Origin of the sequence: Moorena sp. SIO4G3, from assembly GCF_010692305.1 — a bacterium.
GTDB classification, from domain to species: domain Bacteria; phylum Cyanobacteriota; class Cyanobacteriia; order Cyanobacteriales; family Coleofasciculaceae; genus Moorena; species Moorena producens_A.
Genome location: NZ_JAAHIG010000123.1, coordinates 1 through 22099, shown reverse-complemented (window position 1 = coordinate 22099; position 22099 = coordinate 1). Strand labels below are relative to the sequence as shown.

The following is a 22099-nucleotide window of genomic DNA, read 5'->3' as shown; positions in this document are numbered from 1 at the left end:
TAAAGGGGTGGGTTTTCACCACCATCCCACAGATAGTTAGGATTTCGGGATATTTCCCGCGAATTCCCCTAGTTTTACCTCTCCTGTTTCAGGAGTCTCTTCCTAGGAACGAGCCGCACTATACCAGGGTCTCTGCTTCTTGAGAATTGGCAAATTTGAACTTTGTGCTTCGTAGGCACTTCTCCTTGGATTCTTCTGGCTATTTTTCCAGGGGTAGCCCACAGAGTAATTCTTGCTTACAGAACAGGTCAACGGACACGCCTCTCCACCACTCCTTAAATCACAATAACTACCTAGCTTTGGAGCTTTTGCTTGGTCGTAAGAATCCTTCCTGTCTCTTAGTAAGTAATTGTACTGCGCTCGCAGCATGTCAAGCCACTTGTTCATGATGACTTTTTGTTGTCGGCTTGGCTTTAACTTGTAGACGTATCCTAACTGCATCTGCTCGACCTTTTTCCTATGCTATACTGATTATAGCTTCTGGAAATACAAATGTCAATGAATATGGGAAAAAGAACTGGGAGACCACCAATACATGGAGAAGCGAAGAAAGCTCATACAGTTAGGACAACAGATGCGGCATGGGAAGGGTTAAAAGAAATGGCAAACAAAGCAGGATTGAATTTGTCTGAGTACCTAGAATCCCTAGGCAAGACTGGTCGATTACCTTAAATATTTGAGAGGGAAATTCATCCCCACCTTAAGAAGGATGGGGTATTCTTTCCGCCTCAAACTCCCCCTATTGATAAAAAAGGCAAGATTTTCTAGATAAAATTTCTAAAGCGATGCAGAGGTGCGACCCGTGGTGAATTTAATTCGCCACGGGTCGCACCTAAGCGGTCTTGGGGTTTTCCGCCATGAGCGACTGCCGTGGTCTTGAACGTGATAGGTGATGTCGTTCAGTTGGGTTCGAGCTTTGGGCTTGCTCCGTTTCTGATAGTCGGTTTTCGACACCACAGTGCAGGTATCCAGTCGATGCCAGGGTAAGCGCTGTTCAAATTGATCCTCTGCAGCCCATGCATCTGCCTCACAGGTAAACTCTTGCACGCTCAATTTCTGTATTTTGGTTTGGCAGTGGGGTGTTGCAATGGCTAAGTTTCTTCTGCAGTTGCTTGAGGTCAGACTCCTTGCGCTTCTAACTTTCCACCACAAACCAGTGTTGTTGCACTGCTGCGTATTTGCTACACATTCTCGGATCGGCGATAGCCTTCTATTCCTTTCTCAGTTAATTCTGATTGTGAGACTGTGAAGTGCGGAATATCGGCAAAATGGTTAATCTTTCAAGAACATTAAAAATACTTACATTTTCCCGATTTCCAAGAAACCAGTCGTTAGGCTGGAGATATAGAGCAACAATTCATTCAAACAAAACACGCGATCGCATACACCCATGCTATTTAACCTAGCCAACCTCCCCTACTGGATCTTTTTGGGTATGGGAGTTCTACTGTTTCTGTTAGTCATTGTTTCCGGTGGCGGAGACGATGACATGGATATAGATGCAGATGTAGATCTGGATGTGGATCTGGATGTAGATGCAGATTTCGGTACTGATACAGATACTGATGCCGATGGTGAAGGTGGTATTGAGATTCTAGGATGGCTAGGTATCGGCAAAGCCCCCCTAATTTTGCTCCTGGCAACAGACTGTAGTCTTTTGGGACTTTTCGGCTGGATGTTCAATGTCATGATTGGTGGTGTTACTGGCAGTATTCCCACTGGGTTTTTGGCAGGGGTGGTATCAGTAATGTCATTATTCCTGACCCTAGTTACCGGAGGATTCATCTCTCGACCGATAGGAAAAATTTTCGCTTCCTTTGGAGAAGATACCAGTAGCGATCGCTTTATTGGCTGTCACGGTACAGTTTCCTCTGCCACCCTTCCCAAGGAAAACCAAGGCAAAATCGGTCAAGTCGATGTTCTAGATCCAGCTCGTAATTTAGTTACAGTTAATGCCACCTTACCAACTTGGGCAACAGTTACTCCTAAACGGGGGAACAAAGTATTAGTGATTGACCGACACCATCATAACTATCTCGTAGTGGTTAAAGATAGTACTGATCAGCAAGCCTGGTTAGACAATGCTTATTAGTCAGCAAGGGCGCACAACCTGCTGTGATGTATATCATTTGCTCAAGATTATCAAAAATTTTCTGATCTTCCCTGATTAGTATATATAGCTCCATTTATCTTAAATCTATTTAGCCATGTCAAACTCATCGATGAATACAACAGTGCAAACTGTTCCGGTACAGTCATCTATCGGCCAGCTTCCTCCTGGAATTCTATTTTTCCCAGGTGTGATTGGAGGTCTGATTGTATTATTGCTATTAAGCATCTGGGCTTACACCAGAGTTTATGTCATCACTCCCAACAACGAAGCATTTTTGCGGACAGGTGGTGTTTTTGTCAAAAAGAAAACGGTTATTCTCAGTGGCGGGTGTGTGGTTTTGCCAGGATTTCATGAACTTACCCGTATCCCACTCAGAGAAATTTCTATTGATGTTGAGCGGACAGGTAACCTAGCAGTTCGGACCCAAGACTACCTGCGGGCTAATATGCGGGTAACCTTTTATGTCTGTATCAATGCCAATGAAGACGATGTGATTACTGCTGCCCAACGACTGTCTCGTGAAGGTAAAATTTCCCCCGAAGATATTAAAGAAGCTATCGAAAAACGGGCGGATGATGCGATTAGAGCAGCAGCCAAGAAAAAGAATTTGGCAGAAATTGATTCCGATAAATTAGGATTTGCTGATGAAGTGTTGAATTTGATTCAGCAAGACTTAAGAAAAGTCGGTTTAACCCTCAATAATATCGCCATTTCTGAGATAGAAGAGAGTGATACCTACGATACGAATAACTTCTTTGATGCCCAAGGAGTACGTCTGCGCACGGAAACCATTCAACAATCAATTCAGCAAAAAACTGAAGTTGAGCTAAATACCAAAGTTGCCATTGAAGAGAAAGAACTAAACGCTGAAAAGCAATCCCTACGCATTGCCCAAGAACAAGAAGAAGCGAAACTGGGGCAAAAGCTTGAGGTTGAAGCCCTAAAAGCCCAGCGTGAGCGGGAAATCGAAGAAGCTAAAGCCACAGAAGCAGCCACAATTCAGCGGACTAAAATTTTACAGAATAAGTCTGTAGAAGAGGAAGAAATTCGCAAGCTACTAGCCTTGCAGCAAAGCCAAATTGAAGCCGATATTACCCTAGAAGAACGGAATAAAGCCCTCAAGGTAGCCCAAACCCTGCAAAAACAAGAAGCGGAATTGGCAGAAATTAATCGTCAGAAAACCTTAGAAGAGGAAAAGATTCAACAACAGCTGGCAGTCCAAGCTAAGAAAATTCAGGCAGATATTGAATTAGAAGAACGGAATAAAACCCTCAAGGTGGCACAAATCCTGCAAAAACAGGAAGCAGAAGTAGCAGAAGTTACTCGTCAGAAAACCGTCGATGCTGCCTTGCTTAATTCTCAGGTAGAATTGGCAGAAGCAGAACGAGAGTCAAAAATTGCTCAACAAGACGCTGCGATCGCAATTACCGAAAAAGAACGCGATCGCTTCAATTCAGAAGCCGAACGAGCTCAAGCTGAAGCCGCTGTAGCCACCGCTACGGAAGTAGAAGAAGCCGAACGGCAACAACGCCTTTCTATCATTGCTGCTGAACAAGAAGCCGAACAAAGGCGGATTGGTGAGCAAAACGTGATTGAAATCGATGTATTCCGCCGCTCTCGTCAAGCTGAAGCAGCCAGACAAGCAGCAGAACTAGAAGCTGAGTCGATCCGTACCCTAGCAGAGGCAAATCGGGATAAAGCCTTGGCAGAGGCAGAAGGTAAACGATCCCTGATCGAAGCCGAAAATTCCATCAGCGATGCTCAGCTCAATGCTAAAATCATCACTACCATATGGCCAGAGTTAGCCCCTCAACTACCAGAAATTGCCAAAGCCTTGGCTCCCCAGCCAGGAATTTTGGGAGATACTCGGATTTACTCCTTCCCCGGTGTCAATGGCAATAATGGTAACGGAGCTAGCAGTGTAGGTGACATCAACAAACTGCTACTGTCTACCACTGGCTTATCAATGATTAATGGTTTGTTAGAGGAAGGCAAGCTAGGGGAGTTAATTAGTCAAATCCGCCAGATGATGAGTAACAACAGTAGCACAATCACCAGTAACACAATCAAACCAAAGGATAAGAAAACCCCGACCACCGATATCATCCCATCACGGGCAGCACCAACCTCAAACCTTACCGAAAAAAACCACCTTAGCCACCCAAGCATCAAGAAACCCAAATCAGGGAAAGGCTAAGGTGCGCTCTTACCATTAAGAATTAAATTCGCCACGGGTCGCACCTGAAGTATTAAGAATTCATAATTCATACTTCATGCTTCACAATTCATAGTTTCTTTGTATAGTTCGATCAATCTTCGCTCCAATTTGATAACCTAGCTAAAATAATCTCGGAAGAAAAACAGCGTGGATATTCAAATTGGGCGAGGTAAGATAGCTCGCAGAGCCTACGGCATAGATGAAATTGCACTTGTTCCCGGACAGCGGACACTCGACCCCAGTTTGGCTGATACTCGCTGGCGTATTGGTGGTATTGAACGGGAAATTCCCATTATCGCCAGCGCTATGGATGGGGTGATTGATGTGTCCATGGCAGTCAAGTTGTCCCAAATTGGGGCAATGGGGGTTCTCAACTTAGAAGGTATTCAAACCCGTTATCCTGACCCATCACCCATACTAGACCGCATCGTCTCGGTGGGAAATTCTGAGTTTGTTCCCCTGATGCAGGAACTTTATAGTTCACCGATTAAGCCAGAATTGATTACCCAGCGAATTCGGGAAATCAAAGACCAAGGTGGTATTGCAGCTGTGAGTCTGACCCCTGCTGGAGCCAGTAAATATAGTCAGGTAGTAGCAGAGGCTGGTGCTGATTTAATGTTTGTTCAAGCAACAGTTGTTTCTACAGCTCACCTGTCACCAGAGTCCATCAATCCCCTGGATTTAGCACAGTTTTGTCAGGATATGCCCATGCCAGTAATTTTGGGGAATTGCGTGACCTACGACGTTGCCCTCAATTTGATGAAAGTTGGGGCAACTGCTGTTTTGGTAGGTATTGGTCCTGGTGCTGCTTGTACCTCTCGGGGTGTCTTGGGTGTCGGTGTACCTCAGGCAACAGCAGTTGCAGATTGCGCTGCTGCCCGTGACGACTACTATCAGGAAACCGGTAACTATGTCCAAGTGATTGCTGATGGCGGTTTAATTACAGGAGGTGACATCTGTAAGTGTATTGCTTGTGGTGCTGATGGAGTGATGATTGGTTCTCCTTTTGCCCGTGCCAAAGAAGCTCCCGGACAAGGATTTCATTGGGGGATGGCAACCCCTTCCAGCGTGCTACCCCGTGGGACACGAATTAAAGTCGGCAGCACTGGCACACTTGAGCAAATTCTGACTGGACCAGCCCAAATGGATGATGGTACCCACAACCTTTTGGGAGCATTGAAAACCAGTATGGGAACCCTCGGAGCAAAAAACCTCAAGGAAATGCAACAAGTGGAAGTAGTGATTGCTCCTTCTCTGCTAACAGAAGGTAAAGTGTACCAGAAAGCTCAGCAGTTGGGTATGGGGAAATAATATAGTGTCCAGTTGAATACTTATCATTCTTGGTTGTTCATCAATTGAAAATTGAAACTTTAGCATTGACAATTACCAAATATTATGGTAAATGAGAACTTGAACAGCTTTTCTACAGGTTTCTAAAGTTCACGAACAACTGTTATCAATAGTTGAAGCGCTGAGTATATATACTTATCGCTTACCCAGCCAATCGTAAAAATTTTTCGACTGGCTTGGAAATTGCTGAAAAAAAATAAACGGTGACATACAATGGAAAAAGCGGAGACAAATGTTTCCGTTCACTCCTCACACCACACTCCGCCCGGACAGAGTTCGGGCGGTTCCTTATTTGGATCATTTTGAAGGTTTAAAGTTGAAGGTTGAACGCGCACGCGTGGCCAAAGGCCAAGGTTGAAGGTTGTTTGGTTGTTTGGTTGAAGGTTATTTGGTTGAAGGTTGTTTGGTTGAAGGTTGAACGCGATCGCGTGGCCAAAGGCCAAGGTTGAACGCGATCGCGTGGCCAAAGGCCAAGGTTGTTTGGTTGAACGCGATCGCGTGGCCAAAGGCCAAGGTTGTTTGGTTGAACGCGATCGCGTGGCCAAAGGCCAAGGTTGTTTGGTTGAACGCGATCGCGTGGCCAAAGGCCAAGGTTGTTCGCCTTTGGCGTTCGGTGTAGGGTAGGTTGAGAAGATAACCTGTAACCTGTAACCTGTAACCTGTAACCTTCAACCTGTAACCTTCAACCTGTAACCTTCAACCTGTAACCTTCAACCTGTAACCTTCAACCTGTAACCTTCAACCTGTAACCTTCAACCTGTAACCTTCAACTTGTAACCTTCAACCTGTAACCTGTAACCTGTAACCTTCAACCTGTAACCTTCAACCTGTAACCTGTAACCTGTAACCTGTAACCTGTAACTTGTAACCGCCTCACCTGTTCCGCCCTATAGGAGTGTCAACTTTTGCCCAAGATATTTAATCGGTGTTGTGACTATGGTAAAATTTCGTAGGTACGTAGCAAAAGTATTCGCAAGGATTTCCAGGCATGTCAAAAGCCGCCCCAGTTACAGACTCGAGCTTTCAGGAAGAGGTACTTGAGAGCGATATCCCAGTGTTGGTAGATTTTTGGGCACCTTGGTGCGGTCCCTGTCGGATGGTGGCTCCGGTTGTGGAGGAGATAGCAGACCAGTACGGGGATAAGGTCAAAGTCGTTAAGCTGAACACCGACGAAAATCCTAAGGTGGCAGGTGAATATGGTATTCGCAGTATACCAACGTTGATGATTTTCAAGGGTGGTCAACGAGTAGATATGGTGGTGGGTGCAGTCCCGAAAACTACCTTAGCGAATACTCTTGAAAAGCACCTCTAATGGCAAAAGGCTTGTAGGCAAAAGGGGAAATGTAAAAGATTGCTTCTCACCTCCTCAGCTATTCGTCACCAATCTTAAATTGACCAACGGACATCTGCAACTTCTGGGCAACTTCGACAGTGGTTCGTAGGGATTGAGAGACTTCGCCAGAAGAATCAGAGGTTTGTCGGGAGGTAGCAGCAATTTCCTGTATTAAGTCAGTAACGTCCCGAGATGTTTTGGCTTGGGAAACTGTGGCGTTAGAAATAGATTGCACTAACTGGTCAATCTCATGGGAGACGGCAACAATTTCTTCTAGGCTCTGTTTAGCCTTGAGAACCATTTGGGTTCCATCAACCACTTGTTTTTTTCCGTCTTCCATGGCTTTGACCACCTCTTGGGTTTCCTGCTGAATGGTGTCAATCACCTGTTGAATGTCTTTGATGGCATTGGCTGACTGAGTTGCTAGTCTACCCACTTGTTCCGCAACCACTCGAAACCCTTCGCCCTCTTCTCCCGCACGGCTCGCTTCAATCCCAGCATTGACTGACAGTAAATTAGTCTGTACAGCTATTTCCTGTACCAACCCGACTACTTTAGCAATCTCCTTGGAGGATTCCCCTAGCAGCTTTACTTTGTTTGCTGTGTTGACGACAGTCTCTCGTAAATTTACAATAGTCTCAACTGTGCTATCCATAGCTTGCCCACTAGTAAGGGCAGCGTTTGAAGCGATGTGAGAAACGTCTGCTGCTTGGCGGGCATTTTTAGATACGGCTTCAATCGAGTACATCATCTGCTCAATAGAGCTTAGAGTGTTGCTAATCTTATCTGACTGTTCCATGGCTTGGTGGGCAAATTTACCAACTGCCTGTTGATCAGCAGCAACAGCACTATTCACTTGGGTCGAGGCAAGTTTGACCTGGATCACAATTTGCCGCAAACTTTCAATCAGGGCATTAAAGAAGTCCGCGACTGTACCAATTTCCCCATCACCCACTTCTGCTCGGACGGTGAGGTCTCCCTTGGCAGCATTTTCGACATTATACAAGAGTTCCAATACTTGGTGCTGGAGTGCTTCTTTTTGCTGACGTTGTTCAATAGCATTTAACTCCGCCGCCCGGCGTGCTTGTTCGATTTGATCAGACGTTGATGCTGCTTTCTTGAGCGCTAAGTCCGCGTCTACTCGTGCTTGTTGTAACTGTTCAAACAGATGAGCTTGCTTGAGGGCAAAGCCAATCTGAATGGCCAATTGCTTTAATAAATCCGCCTCTTCTGGCTGCCAGTCCCGTGGCTCAGAACACTGGTGACCACATAATAAACCTATCAGTTCCTCCTCATGCAAAATAGGCGCAACTATGTTGGCTTTGACCTGTAGCCGTTCGAGAATCTCACAGTGGCAGCCCGTTAAGCTAGCTTCATAGACGTTATGGCAAACCCAGACTCGCCCACTTCTGAACCGATCCACAGACCCCTCCCGCAATGGGTCATTAATAATTTTCCCCATGGCTTGAATCCAACCTGGTGCTACGGATTCCGCCATGATTGTTCCACTATCCCACCCTTCATTGAAGCTATAGATCACCACCCGGTCGGTTTGCAAGATGCTGCGAACTCCATCTACTGAGGTACTGAGGATATTTTCTGATGTCACAGATTTATAAAGAAGGCTGGTAAACTCAGCAAATAACTGGGAGCGCTCCGCAATGGCTTGCTGGAGAAAAGCCTGTTGAGCGAGAGCTTCTTCTTTAGATACGATGTTGTCAGCAAGTTTATTGAAGGTATCTGCCAGTTGACCAACTTCATCAGTAGCTATTACCTCAGCACGGGTTTGGCGATCGCCTGCGGCAAATTTATGGGTAGTCTGGTGTAGCCTTTTAATCGGTTCAGCAATTGACCGCCCCAGCAGCATTGCCAAGAATACATCTGTTGCTAATGCCAAAAACCCAATCGACCCTTGTAGGAGTAGGCTACCTGTAAGAAAAGCATTCAGGTCAGATTCGCTAGTCCCCCGGACTAATACTGCTACCGGTTCTCCCTGAGAATCCATTAGAGCTTTTGCTGCCATGGTATAGGTTTGCTCTCCTACCTTCTGACGGTCGGTAACTAACTCGCCTACTTTACCAACATTAACGGCTTTCTCAAGTAGGGATTGGTTAGGTAAGGGAAGATCAGATTGAGCTTGGTCCCAATTGGCAGCTTGACCTTGGTCTAAGGCTGTTACTAAGGCAAATTCTCCCGAAGGTTGACGCAAATAAATAGCACTGTAGCCTCCGTTAAAGGTTTTCAGGGTTTCCTTGACAATGGGTTCCTTGCCATTAACAATATCCCCAGAAACCAAAGCACCAATCACCTCGTCTGTTTTTGGGTCTTTGACTGGTGTGACCGTGTAACGAATTAGGGCACCTTGCTTTACAGTTTCTTGGTTCGCCAACCCCTCAGGTAAAGGGGGTGATTCTTTTCTCAATTCTTGCCAGCTTACAATTTGATTAGCTCTAATTTGCTTACGCTGCTTGAGGACTTTACTAACCAGGTTATTGGGATCAAACCTTTCTCCTGTCCGGTCAGCATTAGCATTAACAATAATTTGTAAATCTTTGTCCACCAGAGTGGCATATTCAATCTGGCGAGCCTTAATTTCATTGTGGAGAATCTGCTTAACTTGCCTCTCTAATGATTTGGACAATAACTGATTTCTACTATGGGCAAGAGCAGCTTCAATAATAGCAGTATTTTCCGATTGACCACGGAAACCAAACCCCATTTGGTTGATTTTAATGTTGTAGTTGATTTCTGTAACAGCCAACTCTGACTTCGCTTGTCCACGTAATTGAGCTCTTCCTCCGATTATAATTAATAATGCTCCTATACCCATCAGTGCAGCAACAGAAATTACTTCGGAGGAAAACAAACTAAGAATTTGCTTACTCCTAACTGGTAAGTTATAAAACCATTGTAGGTGTGATTTTTTGGTTTGTTGAGAGGAAGAAATTCTGAGGGTAGTCGTTGGCTTGATTACGGGGCGCAATTGTATACCTGTCATTATTGAGTAACTATCGAACTAGCTAGAATAAGATATATATTATTATTAATATTATTTTTATTTAAATAGACTAAAAAAATAATTATATAGCCGAGATTATATTAGTCAGATACAGGCACTTACTTAGTTTAACTCTGTTCCCTAATCCGAATTTACCTGTTTCCTAAACTCTAAAACTTTTGTACTTTACCTCTTTTAAAAATGCTATAATTTTATCAATGCTAGCCTTTTTATAACAGTACTGTGTTATCGGTAATCTTTCTCTAAAAAAAAACTAATAAATAATAGCAAGCAATAATAACCGAAATAAATGGCTTGAAATGAACTATATTTTGATCTATTACTTTTAAATCTTTTAAGAGATAAAAGATTTAAAAGATTAGGGTATAATTACTATTATGAATCCTAGGACTCAACTGAGGTGACTCAACTGATGACTCAAACCACAGCCAACTTAACAATGTCTACTAGCTGCTGTTTAGAAAAAGGTTTGGTGAGATAGGCATCAGCGCCTTGTTTCATACCCCATAGACGGTCGATGTCCTGATTTTTAGAAGAACAAATAACAATGGGAATGCTAGTGGTATCGCGATGGTTCTTCAGGCTGCGGCACAACTCGAAGCCACTCATGCCTGGCATAACTATATCTAGAACTATAACATCAGGTTTTTCCGTTACTGCCTTATCCAAAGCATCTTTAGCATCGGCAATACAAATAACTGTGTTACCACTGTCCCGTAGGTATCTAGCCATTAACTCTAACTGAGCCAGGTTATCTTCAACAATCAAAACTTTACTCATAGTTCAATTAATTGGTGTTTAACACTATAATCTAATCATGAACTTGTTGACTGTTGACTATTGGTTTACTATTGACTGTTGACTGTCCAATAGGGTCAACTCAACAAAAATCGTTCAATTCAATAAACTTTTCAAGTTTAGTCAAGTTTGATTTTCATTGACCTAGTAAAAACTAAAATTTTCATAAAAATTAATAAATTTTCATAAAAATTAATAAATAAATCAAACTAAAAGTTTAATAATAATTAATACAGCTAATTAGACCAGTTCTAGCTTCCTGCTATGGACTTAATCCAAAGTAGCAGAGTCTCTTGAGTGGCGCATAAATAATAAAATAACCCCAAGACCAACGGATTAGTGTTACCGACAGTCAACTGAGGAATTGCTTAAAATTTATACATATGCACTTGACAAGCTCAAGCAGCGCTGTAGAAATGCACTGAATTTGCGCTCTTTAAATTAAGACATATGTCTTAGTTCAATATATCCAAAAAATTTTAGCTTGTCCACGGGGCTGATAAGATATAATACCACGGGAATGACTAAAATTCTGATGACTGGTATATCTCCTACAGCAACTCCACGGGAAATCCACCGACAGCAATTTCCGGCATTAGCCTACAAAGCCTATTTCAATTTTGGGGGTCAAGGGACTCTGCCTCTGGCATCTCTAAATGTTATCCAACAAGGCTATGAGTATGTGCAGCGCTATGGCCCATTCTCTGGTAAAGTCAATGACTGGGTTACCGAGGAATCCCACAAAACTAGAACTGCGATCGCATCAGAGTTGGGGACATCACCAGACACCATCACCCTAACCGAAAATGTTACCGTTGGCTGCAATATTGCGATGTGGGGGATTGATTGGCAACCGGGTGATCACATCCTGATGAGTGATTGTGAACACCAAGGCATTATCGCTACTGCCCAGGAAATTTCCCGTCGGTATCAGGTAGAGGTATCTACTTGTCCAATTATGGCAACTCTAAATCAGGGAGACCCTACTAAAACTATTGAGCAATACTTACGACCTCAGACGCGATTAGTGGTATTAAGTCATTTACTGTGGAATACCGGTCAAGTATTGCCACTCAAGGATATTACTCAAGTCTGTCACAACTACGATCAGAGTAGCCAATTGGTGAGGGTTCTAGTGGATGCAGCTCAGTCAGTAGGTTCTTTGCCCTTAAATCTAACCGAACTGGAGGCAGATTTCTATGCCTTTACCGGTCACAAGTGGTGGTGTGGCCCAGCAGGAGTTGGAGGTCTCTATGTGAGTCCAGATGCCTTGGGCAGCCTCAATCCGACATTTATTGGTTGGCGAGGAATTATTCTGGATAAAGCTGGGAAACCTGTGGATTGGGAACCAGATGGAAAAAGATTTGAAGTGGCTACCTCGGCTTATCCCCTGTATGGAGGATTACGTAGTGCGATCGCAATTCATCAGCAATGGGGAACTGCTGAGGAACGTTATCACCAAATTTGTCAATTGAGTGAATACCTATGGCAAGGCTTATCCAAGTTGGAAGCAGTCAGCTGTTTGGCTACTTCACCTCCCAAAGCTGGTCTGCTGTCCTTTGTGTTGACTAATGGCAAGCGCCATAACAGGTTAGTAGAGTTTCTGGAGCAGCAAGGCTTTTTGCTACGAAATCTCCGGGACCCAGACTGTGTGCGTGCCTGTGTTCACTACTTCACCCAGCCGGATGAAATTGATAAATTGATTGAGGCCATTGATGGGTTGAGTTCTGAAAATTAATCAGAAAAGCTTAAGTCAAAGCTTAAGTCAAAGTTTAAGTAAAGATGCACCCCATTAGATAGTCATGGCCTACGATTCACACACATTTCATACTTTCTATAATGAAGGGCTAGTGTTTGCGATCGCATTTGCAGTTAGGTTTGTTTTGTATGAGTTCATGTTTTTTTTTCTTGAGGGTTGAGGGTTAACGGTTGATGGTTTAATGTTAACTGTTAACACCAAGAAATTAATTAATATTAATTCCCCTGGCTTCCTTCGAGAAAAATCTCTTTCAAGCTATTTGGATCTGCTCACCACTGACTCACTGACCCACTAAGCACTAAAGACTCAGCACTGAGCTTACATCCCGACTTACTTTGTCTGGCCTATCCCGGAGCAAATCCATAATTTCCTCAGTGTAGCGATGGAATTCGGGATTACGCTTAATTTTATAAGTGCGCTCACCCTCTAACTCAATCCGCAATTCCCGTTGAATTGTACCAGGTCGTGCTGTCAGCACATAAATCCTTTGAGACAAAAACACTGCTTCTTCTACATCATGGGTAATCATTAATATAGTGCAACCCGTCCGCTGCCAAACCTGGAGTAGAAACTGTTGCATGGTTTCCTTAGTTTGTACATCAAGTGCACCAAAGGGTTCATCCATCAGCAGGATTTTAGGATGACAGGCTAGAGCTCTTGCGATCGCAACCCGTTGTTTCATGCCCCCAGATAATTCTTTCGGATAGGACTTAGCAAATCCAGACAGCCCTACCACATCTAAATAATAAGCAGCCTGTTCTCGGCGTTTTTGCTTTGGGACACCTTGCAGCTTTAAGCCAAACTCGACATTATGGATCACATTCATCCAAGGGTATAGGGTATATCGTTGGAAAACCATCCCTCGCTCTGAACTAGGTCCAGTCACCGTCAAACCATCAACCGTAATTTCTCCAGCTGTAGGCATATCTAAACCAGCTATCAGACGCAACAGGGTAGACTTACCCGAACCAGATGCACCCACAGCACAGACCAATTCTCCCGTCTCAACATGCATATTAATATCCTTTAGGGCAACAATAGTACCTTGTTTCGTGGGAAATTGTTTGTAAAGGTGGGAAATTTCTAAGTGCATGGTTTTTTATTATTACTGATATTGGTAATTCGGTATTGACTATTGGGTATTTAGTATTCGGTATTAGGTACTGTAATTCTCTATTTGACTGCAAGCTTTTTACCTTTTGCCTGTGATTACGTAAGCCTATCCTGTTCGCGTGGCACAGGCTTTGGCCTTGGCCAAAAGGCCACGCGGGGCGCGTTTGGCCACGCTGTGCGAACGACGCTGGGAAGTAGCCCATTAGCTGACAGCTTACCTTAAACCTTCAACCTTCAACCTTCAACCTTCAACCTTGGCCTTTCGGCCACGCTACGCGAACAACCGTTCAAAAAAATCTAATCAATCGCCCATTTACAGGTCAGTCTGAGCAGCAATCGGAAGGATAAATCAATGGCAAATCCGATTAATCCTAGAATAATCAAGCAGGCAAATATTTCATCAGTTTTGAGAAACTTTTGGGCTAGCAAAATTCGTTTACCTAGTCCTACTTTTGCGGCCAACAATTCTGCTACAATCACTAAATTCCAAGACGCTGCCATATTAACTCGGAAGGCATCAATAATATTTGGAATCACATAGGGAGTAATAACCTCGAATAGGACTTGTGTTCTTAGTCCTCCTAAGGTGTAGGTGCTTTCAATTAAATCCTTGGGAACAAACTTTACGGCATCCATAATCATTAAGGTATTGAAAAAGACAGTTCCAATGAAAATCAGTGCGATTTTCGGTGCTTCATCAATACCTAGATAGATAATGAATAGAGGGATAAATGCCGGAGCTGGCATATAGCGAACAATACCAATTATTGGTTCTGTTAACCCTCGGATACTGGCAAATGCTCCCATGGAAATCCCCAAGGGAATGGAAATAAGTGCTGCTAACAGAAAGCCAGCAAAAACTCTGAGTATGCTAGCAATAGTATCTTGAATAAGAAAGCCTTGTTGCCACAAACGGATAACGGCTTTACCCACGTCAATCGGTGACGGGAGGAAGACGGAATCAAGGCCAGCAAAACTTGAGATGAGCCACCAAACAACAAATGGAATAGTAACTGATAGGATAATTAATATCCAGTTTAAGGATTTGGGAATATCCTCAGCAATGCGCCAAAAAACGGTGGGCTTTAGAGTTCTATTTGTCTGGAAACTATTCATTAAAGAGTTTAATAAATGTATAAGGTGCGTTAAAGACGTGTAACGCACCGGTTTAATTCGATAGCTTATTAATGACTAAGAACGACCTGCGGCATAGGCTTTGACAAACTGGTCATCAAGTATCTTATCTAAATCAGGAACTTTTTGAATAAATCCCACATCCAGCATAAACTGAGACATTTTTTTAGCGGCAAACGGCATATGCTTCATGGTATCCCCAGGGCTAAATGCCTCTAAGTTTTCTTCCAGGGTAAATATTCGAGTTCCTTCTTTAAACTGTTGGAATTCTTCAACACTAACATTAGCGCGTTCCGCCAGCAGTTCATCGGCTTTCTTGGGATTAGTTTTGATAAACTATAGGATATCAAACCAAGTTTTTACTAGAGATTGAACTTGGTCAGGACGTTCATCAATAAGCTTTTGAGTAACGACAAGTAAGTCAGGGATTGCCCCAGAAAATGCTTTTGAACTAATTAATTCTTTACTTCCCTTTCGTTTTAGGGCAGTGAGCCAAAAGGGAGGAAATGCACCCACGGCATCTACTTTACCTGCTGCAAATGCTGCTGCTGCTGCCCCAGTTTCTAAGGGTACAATTTCCACATCTTTTCTGGACATTCCCTTTTCTTCTAGGGCTAAGCTAAGCAAGAAATCATCTACAACTCCCTCTTCTATTGCTACCTTTTTTCCTTTCAAGTCTTTCAGGGAATTAATTTATGCTGTGACAATAATTTTGTCATTGCCAGCAGAGTTATCATTGACCAGAACCGCTACTTCACCATTAATAGCATCAGCAGCAAAAGATATCGTATCATTAAGGGTTTGGCAATTAGCATCTAGTTTTCCTGCTGCTAAAGCTTCCATGGATTCCAGGTAGCCATCAAACCATTTTAGTTGTACATTAAGGCCATTGGCTTCAAATAAACCTTCTTTTTCGGCAATGTACCACGGCCACCAACCAGGCCAACTGCTGTATCCCATAACAATGGGAGTAGAATCTTTAACGGCTTGGGAGTTATCTGAGGGTTTGGTGTTTGGTGACTGGTTGCAGCTAATAGCTAGGACTAAACTAAGTAGAAATACAGCACATAGGGATAGTAATTTGGGAATTTTCATTAAAAATTGCGGCAGTATAACACACCTACACTCCTAGAGTTAGGTGGGAATGAATGCTGCACCTCCAACTAATGGTTTACAGATTAATCGGACACTGGGTTCAAGTAACCGTTTTTTCTGGACAGAAAATTGTCCAAGTCTTTTTTAGCTGATGTCTGTCTATCCTTGTTGTGAACAGAGCAAGAATTAGGATAAAGATACTAAAAACTGTAGTTAAAAATACCAAATTAATCTAAAACTATTTGCTCGGAAGTTCCCTGATCCAAAGTTCAACACTTCTGCATCCCACCTTGAGTGATAAAGATGCTAAAAAGTGTAGTTAAAGATACCAAATTAATCTAAAACTATTTGCTCGGAAGTTCCCTGATCTAAAGTTAAATACTTCTGCGTCCCACATTGAGTGAGAAGGAATCCAATCAATCATTATATAGAGTGGAAAGATCAGAATTTATAGGAATTTGTGGGATATTTTTGTAACGCTTCCCTTGCTCCTTAACTGGCATCCTAACTCTATAAGATCATAGGTCTGGTGTGAGGAATTCTAGTTCTTCTAGTTTCTAGTTTGGGTAAAATGCAATCAGCCAGGTCTAACTAAGGGGAATCACTATGCTAAAGTATGACCCGTTACAATATCTTCCTACTTCCGAGGAGTTACCCTCTTCTGATAACACCCCTGTGGATAACGAACTGCAAGATTTAATCCCCCACTTGCTCAAAGGGATATTATCCTTAATCTGGCAACAGCGCTATGACTGGTTTTTTGGAATTGATATGGGCTACTATTACCACCCTAACCAGAGTGCGATAGTTCCTGACGCTTTCTTAAGTTTAGGAGTAGACCGGCGCAAAATTCGTCCCAAGGGTCGTCAAGGACGTTTAAGTTATGTGCTTTGGGAAGAAAACAACACCGTGCCAATTTTAGCCATCGAAAATGTCTCTCAAACCTACAATGGCGAGTACGACCAGAAAAAATTAGACTATGCCGAATTAGGATTCCTATATTATTTAATTTATGATGGCGACAGTTATTATCCACGCAAAGGGGAGCCCTTTGAGGTTCATCGCTTGGTAGATGGGGTGTATGTGCGTCAAAGCGGGAATCCAGTGTGGATGCCAGAAATTGGGTTAGGAATTGGTACAGAATTAGGAACTTATCAGGATTGGAGTCGGGAATGGCTTTATTGGTATGACCTTAACGGGAAACGGTATCCCTCCCCAGAGGAAAGAACTGAACAGGCTGAGCTGGAAGCAGCTCAAGAACGTCAACGGGCTATTCAAGCTGAACTGGAAGCATCTCAAGAACGTCAACGGGCTATTCAAGCTGAGCAACGGGCTGCGGAAGCTGAACAGAACCTTGATGCTTTGAAAGCTCAACTAAAACAGCTGGGGATTAATCCTGAAGATTTTATGAATCGTTAGGTGGAACAAGCAACTAGTCATACCAAATTCCCCTTGAAAATCCCCTTGATAATCTACTCTATAATCTAGTCCTTGAGATGCAGACGAAAGTTTTTATAGCCACAACAACTGACCCACCCCATGTCTCAACCCAAAGTCTTCATAACTCGCCGCCTTCCTGATACCAGACTCGAACAACTCCACGAAATGGCCAATGTGGAAATCTGGCCAGAGCGTCAACCGCCTCCCTACGAGGTCTTGCTCAACAAAGTTAAAGAAATCGATGGCTTACTGTGCCTACTCACAGATTCCATTGACAAGCAAATCCTCGAAGCTGCACCATCCCTGAAGGTAATCAGCCAATTAGCAGTAGGTTACGATAACATTGATATCCCTGCTGCCACCATCCGGGGTATCCCCATTGGTCATACTCCTGGTGTGCTGACTGAGGCTACAGCTGACTTAGCCTGGACGTTACTCATGGCAACAGCACGGCGAGTGATTGAAGCAGATAAATTTGTACGTGCTGGTCATTGGCAGACTTGGGAACCTACCTTATTACTAGGACCAAACATCAGCGGTGCTACTTTAGGAATTGTTGGCTTTGGACGCATTGGTCAAGCTGTTGCTCGTCGTGGGCGAGGATTTGATATGGAAATTCTTTATTACAGTCGGCATCGACGGGACTCAGAATTAGAACAATCCTTGGGTGTAAAGTATGCTGAATTCGACCTGCTGCTAAGGGAATCAGACTTTATTACCATTCACACTGCTCTGTCTGAAGAAACCTACCATCTATTTAGTACTCCCCAGTTTGAGCTGATGAAATCCTCGGCTATCTTGATCAACACCGCACGAGGAGCAATCGTAGATCCAGAAGCATTGTACCAAGCTCTAAGCAATGGTCAAATCGCTGCGGCTGCTCTCGACGTAACTAAACCAGAGCCCATTCCCATGGATAGTCCCTTGTTGAGCTTGGATAATCTGATCATCACCCCTCACATTGGCAGTGCAACTTATCAAACGCGATCGCAAATGGCTACGATGGCGGTGAATAATCTTATTGCTGGACTTTTGGGTAAGCCATTACCCTATTGTGTGAATCCACAAGTGTATTAAACTAATTCAGTTTCCTTGATTTCTAGGGTCTGTCTGCACACTACTCGATTAAGAAAAGTAGGGGGTAAGACCGTTGTAATTTATCATTGCTTGCCTTATTTCCCCTGGCTCCCTTGCCTGCCCTGCACCCCTAAACCAAGGGTTTTTAGACCCAAGCAGACATGCCCTAGCTTTTAGCCAACTCCCTGATATCGAACTCAACTAAAAGAAATCTGTAGGTTTATCATTTGAGAACCTATCGGTGAGAAGTTTAAAAAATACCATAGCTTTCATCTCCAACCTGGGGAATGTAGGCTATAAGTCGCTGATTAGGATGTTTTGAAAACTTCTCGGGAGTGCAAATGACTGAAAATTCTTCTGACCACAAATATGGGTTTCAAGCCTGGCCTTTTGCCACGCTACTTGAGGTGCCCATAAGCGGGCGACTTTTTCAAAAATGATGTGTTATAATTTAATTAAGTGTGTAGCCTAGCACAGGCAGGATTCGTCGGTACTGTCCTATTCCCCAACGACGTAAAGCGATGCTAGTACACGAGGCGCGAAAAACCTCTAAAACGCATGGATCTGCCACGGATGCCGAATACCAGTAAAATACGATTGCACAATATTAACGTACCGTGGGGCACACGGAAACGGTAAATTCCAACGCTTAGGGAGATAAGCCCACTGGGGTTAGTTAAATTAAGCTCGATATTTGGTTTTTAAACGGATATTGGGCTTAAGTATTGCCTTTCAGGATAACTAATTTTAGCGATGCAGCGCGGTCTTGGGGGTTTCCCCCATGAGCGACTGCATCAAGACAAGGCGTGTCGTAGAACTAAGAATCCCTGCGCCTTCAGGCCGGGGAGTGTCAACAGATTTCTAGAGGCATTGCTCACATCTTCAGCTCTGGAGCGTTTCCCATCATTTTGGGAGGGGATCATTCCATCGGATTTCCTACGGTTCGGGGTATTTGTCGGCACTTAGGGGACAAGAAAGTTGGCATTATCCACTTTGATCGCCATGTAGATACCCAGGAAACCGACCTGGATGAGCGGATGCACACCTGCCCTTGGTTTCATGCAACTAATATGAGGAATGCTCCAGCCAAGAACTTAGTGCAATTGGGCATTGGCGGTTGGCAAGTACCTCGCCAGGGAGTCAAAGTTTGCCGGGAGCGGGCAAGTAATATCCTGACAGTAACCGATATCACTGAAATGGGATTGGACGCAGCGGTAGAGTTTGCCCTGGAACGGGCACTAGACGGTACCGACTGCATTTATATCAGCTTCGATATTGACTGTATCGATGCCGGTTTTGTTCCTGGTACAGGCTGGCCCGAACCGGGCGGACTCCTCCCCCGGGAAGCTCTGTATCTACTGGGCAAGATTGTTCAGAAAGCTCCAGTTTGCGGTTTGGAAGTAGTGGAAGTCTCGCCGCCCTATGACATCAGCGACATCACTGCCCTGATGGCAACTCGCGTCATCTGTGACACAATGGCGCACCTAGTGCTATCCGGTCAACTGCCGCGCCAGGAAAAACCCTCCTACATTCATCCAGAAGCGCAGCCGGAACTAGTAGAGTGGACTTGAAGGTGGATTTCAACAATGCATGAGACTGACATGACTAAGGCACTAATTGTGACCTTGCGCAATTGGTGGCAAGCACAGCCAGAGCGACCCAAAATTTCCTGCGTCCATCTCACAGTAGGCCAGTTCACTGGTGTCGAACCCGTGAGTTTGGAATTCGCCTTTAAAGCTCAAATTTCCAACACCTTTTTGTCTGGTGCCAAACTGGTGATTCAGGAAACCCCCTTGATTGCGTTTTGCCATCAGTGTCAACAAGACTATCGGCCTAACATTGATAGTCAATACGCTTGCCCAGAATGTAACTCGCCGATGGAAGACATCCGCTCTGGGCGAGAATTAAAGATTGACCGCCTTGAATACTGTGGCTCTGCTGTTGAACCCAATGCAGCAAACCTTTGAGCCAGCTCTGGAAATTAACCTGCTCCATTAGATTGATTTATGAATTACCCCAATAATGATTAGAAGGGTAATCAAAAAGCGATCGCTAGGAGCTGTAAGCGATCGCTTTTTGGTATTTGTTACTAACTTTTTAAAAAGTAGATAAAAATCCAGACTTTGAGGTAAATAACTTGTATTGTGGGTAGATAATCAAGGATTTTTTTTTAGGTGCTTCATCAATACATTGAATTATTAATTTAGATAATTTTATTATGGTAAATCCCCAGTTAATTCGGTTAAAATTGGGAGATTTTTAAAGTTTTTTTTAAATATTTGGGTATATATGGTGACAAAATTATACCATTATTAAGCAATGCTAAGAATCTCATGGCTGGAGTTTTGGGTAAGCGATTACCCTATTGTGTGAATCCACAGGTGTATTAAAATAAATCAGTTTCCTTCAGTTCTAATTTAAGGAGACTTAATATGGATCCTAAAAAAAACATCCAATCAGCTATTTCAGACATCCAACCAAAACCCTATAGTAGCCCTAGTCTGCGAGAGAGGTTCTTCGATACCCTCAAGACTAAATACCCTAACATCCAAGCTCTATATGTAACAACTTGTATCATAGCCATCTGGAGTGGTGTTATCCTCATCTCGGATTCATGGGCACAAGGAACCAATTTGCTCGATGAACCTGCCCCTGATTTTGCTCTAAAAGTGGTTATGCGTCACTTTGCTTTGTTAATGCTTGGTCTGCTCATGATCTGGATAGATGACCTATCATTGCAAGAGCTGGTAGTTATGAAAAAAACTCTTATAGAAAAAGATTTCGAGGAAATGAATTCGAGGGAAAAGCTCTTCTACCACTTCAAAACCAAATATCCGAACTTATCAACTATGTATACTATGATCGCCATCATAATTTCCTGGTGTGGGATATGGGGGTTACTTTGGGACATACCTATTCAACCTTTTTGGCGATCACTAATGACAATCTTTATAGGCTTCTTCCTGCTGTATATTGATGATTTGAAATTGGACGAACTAAACTAGACTAACTAAGTAGTAGTACAGCATTATAAATGCTATAATAATAATTATTGATCACGACTTAGCACTCAGGTTGAGCTACGTAAACCTTGGTACTATACGTCAAGTAAACTAAACCTTTGTGATCACACCAACTGTTGTACAATTCCTGCAAATCAGAGATAAGTTTCTGGTGCGCTAATCCTTCCCGTGGGATATAGGAGACACTCATAGCACGACCAATCAGACCATCTTGGTCTAGCGCTTGTTGATAAGAAAAGGTGTAGGAATAGACCTTAGGAAACAATGGACTAGCGAGCAAGGGGTCTACCGAACACATACGGGATTCGGCGGGATGATGATTAGAGGCGATTTGCACTAGATGACTATAGCCTTGGGTAAAATCATCTTGACGGTTGCGGTCATTCCAGACCACAGCTAATTTTCCAGTAGGCTTCAGGATACGGCGGAATTCTAGCAAAGTTGGCTCTGGGTCAAACCAATGGAAGGATTGAAAGCAAGCGACTAAGTCAATAGATGCATCAGGTAAGTTGGTCTGTTGAGCAGTTCCATCCCGGAATTCAACCAATGGATCGGTGCTAGCAGCTTCTCTCATCTGAGTATTGGGTTCGATGGCAATAACTCGCACTCCCCGTTGAGCTAGTAGCA

The 22099-nt window shown here is 43.5% G+C and carries 19 protein-coding genes and 1 pseudogene; 11 read left to right on the top strand and 9 right to left on the bottom strand.

Annotation, left to right across the window (positions count from 1 at the left end; translation table 11 throughout):
* Positions 1 to 102 precede the first annotated feature (102 nt).
* Positions 103 to 441, bottom strand: a complete 339-nt coding sequence (locus tag F6J99_RS21290; protein WP_293115064.1) for a helix-turn-helix domain-containing protein — start codon at positions 439 to 441, stop codon at positions 103 to 105.
* A 51-nt stretch (positions 442 to 492) separates the two neighbouring features.
* On the opposite strand from F6J99_RS21290, the gene F6J99_RS21285 reads away from it, so the two are divergent.
* A complete protein-coding gene (locus F6J99_RS21285) occupies positions 493 to 672 on the top strand; it encodes a hypothetical protein (RefSeq protein WP_293115062.1) in 180 nt (59 codons plus the stop codon).
* Between the two features lie 105 nt (positions 673 to 777).
* On the opposite strand, the gene F6J99_RS21280 is transcribed toward F6J99_RS21285, so the two are convergent.
* Positions 778 to 1047 carry a hypothetical protein gene (locus F6J99_RS21280; RefSeq protein ID WP_293115060.1) on the bottom strand — a complete coding sequence of 90 codons (270 nt, stop codon included), beginning with the start codon at positions 1045 to 1047 and terminating at the stop codon, positions 778 to 780.
* Positions 1048 to 1390: 343 nt separating this feature from the next.
* Between F6J99_RS21280 and F6J99_RS21275 the strand changes: the two genes are divergently transcribed.
* The 3 genes from F6J99_RS21275 (at position 1391) to F6J99_RS21265 (ending at position 5642) form a co-directional block, all read left to right on the top strand.
* Complete coding sequence (locus tag F6J99_RS21275) at positions 1391 to 2092, top strand: OB-fold-containig protein (RefSeq protein WP_293115058.1); 702 nt, start codon at positions 1391 to 1393, stop codon at positions 2090 to 2092.
* Positions 2093 to 2207: 115 nt separating this feature from the next.
* Complete coding sequence (locus F6J99_RS21270) at positions 2208 to 4310, top strand: SPFH domain-containing protein (protein ID WP_293115056.1); 2103 nt, start codon at positions 2208 to 2210, stop codon at positions 4308 to 4310.
* Positions 4311 to 4478: 168 nt separating this feature from the next.
* Positions 4479 to 5642: a GuaB3 family IMP dehydrogenase-related protein gene (locus F6J99_RS21265; RefSeq protein ID WP_070391009.1), complete on the top strand. Its 1164-nt coding sequence runs from the start codon at positions 4479 to 4481 to the stop codon at positions 5640 to 5642.
* Between the two features lie 281 nt (positions 5643 to 5923).
* On the opposite strand, the gene F6J99_RS21260 is transcribed toward F6J99_RS21265, so the two are convergent.
* Complete coding sequence (locus F6J99_RS21260) at positions 5924 to 6265, bottom strand: hypothetical protein (protein ID WP_293115054.1); 342 nt, start codon at positions 6263 to 6265, stop codon at positions 5924 to 5926.
* Positions 6266 to 6669: 404 nt separating this feature from the next.
* Between F6J99_RS21260 and trxA the strand changes: the two genes are divergently transcribed.
* A complete protein-coding gene (gene trxA, locus F6J99_RS21255) occupies positions 6670 to 6993 on the top strand; it encodes a thioredoxin (protein WP_293115052.1) in 324 nt (107 codons plus the stop codon).
* Between the two features lie 58 nt (positions 6994 to 7051).
* Here the strand turns inward: trxA and F6J99_RS21250 are convergent, their stop codons facing one another.
* Positions 7052 to 10012: a methyl-accepting chemotaxis protein gene (locus F6J99_RS21250; protein ID WP_293115050.1), complete on the bottom strand. Its 2961-nt coding sequence runs from the start codon at positions 10010 to 10012 to the stop codon at positions 7052 to 7054.
* Positions 10013 to 10450: 438 nt separating this feature from the next.
* Positions 10451 to 10813, bottom strand: coding sequence for a response regulator (locus F6J99_RS21245; RefSeq protein ID WP_070391006.1), 363 nt, complete (start codon positions 10811 to 10813; stop codon positions 10451 to 10453).
* A 538-nt stretch (positions 10814 to 11351) separates the two neighbouring features.
* Here F6J99_RS21245 and F6J99_RS21240 point away from each other — a divergent pair.
* Positions 11352 to 12569 (top strand): aminotransferase class V-fold PLP-dependent enzyme, encoded by a 1218-nt coding sequence (locus tag F6J99_RS21240; protein ID WP_365973820.1) that lies wholly within the window; start codon positions 11352 to 11354, stop codon positions 12567 to 12569.
* 319 nt (positions 12570 to 12888) lie between these two features.
* On the opposite strand, the gene F6J99_RS21235 is transcribed toward F6J99_RS21240, so the two are convergent.
* The 3 genes and pseudogenes from F6J99_RS21235 to F6J99_RS21225 form a co-directional block, all read right to left on the bottom strand.
* Positions 12889 to 13683, bottom strand: a complete 795-nt coding sequence (locus tag F6J99_RS21235) for an ABC transporter ATP-binding protein (RefSeq protein WP_293115048.1) — start codon at positions 13681 to 13683, stop codon at positions 12889 to 12891.
* Between the two features lie 317 nt (positions 13684 to 14000).
* On the bottom strand, positions 14001 to 14819 hold the full coding sequence (locus F6J99_RS21230) for an ABC transporter permease (RefSeq protein ID WP_293115046.1): 819 nt from the start codon (positions 14817 to 14819) through the stop codon (positions 14001 to 14003).
* A 354-nt stretch (positions 14820 to 15173) separates the two neighbouring features.
* Positions 15174 to 15932: pseudogene (locus F6J99_RS21225) on the bottom strand (ABC transporter substrate-binding protein).
* A gap of 606 nt (positions 15933 to 16538) precedes the next feature.
* Here F6J99_RS21225 and F6J99_RS21220 point away from each other — a divergent pair.
* The 5 genes from F6J99_RS21220 to F6J99_RS21200 all read left to right on the top strand — a co-directional run bounded on the left by F6J99_RS21220 (position 16539) and on the right by F6J99_RS21200 (position 21454).
* Entirely contained in the window at positions 16539 to 17351 is an 813-nt protein-coding gene (locus F6J99_RS21220; protein ID WP_293115044.1) for a Uma2 family endonuclease, read from the top strand.
* A gap of 120 nt (positions 17352 to 17471) precedes the next feature.
* Entirely contained in the window at positions 17472 to 18449 is a 978-nt protein-coding gene (locus F6J99_RS21215) for a D-glycerate dehydrogenase (protein ID WP_293115042.1), read from the top strand.
* Between the two features lie 827 nt (positions 18450 to 19276).
* Positions 19277 to 20020, top strand: coding sequence for an agmatinase family protein (locus tag F6J99_RS21210; protein ID WP_365973826.1), 744 nt, complete (start codon positions 19277 to 19279; stop codon positions 20018 to 20020).
* Positions 20021 to 20035: 15 nt separating this feature from the next.
* Entirely contained in the window at positions 20036 to 20416 is a 381-nt protein-coding gene (gene hypA, locus F6J99_RS21205) for a hydrogenase maturation nickel metallochaperone HypA (RefSeq protein WP_293115040.1), read from the top strand.
* A 465-nt stretch (positions 20417 to 20881) separates the two neighbouring features.
* Positions 20882 to 21454: a hypothetical protein gene (locus tag F6J99_RS21200; protein WP_293115038.1), complete on the top strand. Its 573-nt coding sequence runs from the start codon at positions 20882 to 20884 to the stop codon at positions 21452 to 21454.
* A 58-nt stretch (positions 21455 to 21512) separates the two neighbouring features.
* Here F6J99_RS21200 and F6J99_RS21195 read toward each other — a convergent pair.
* Positions 21513 to 22099: class I SAM-dependent methyltransferase (locus F6J99_RS21195; RefSeq protein ID WP_293115036.1), on the bottom strand; the 587-nt coding region annotated here is incomplete at its 5' end.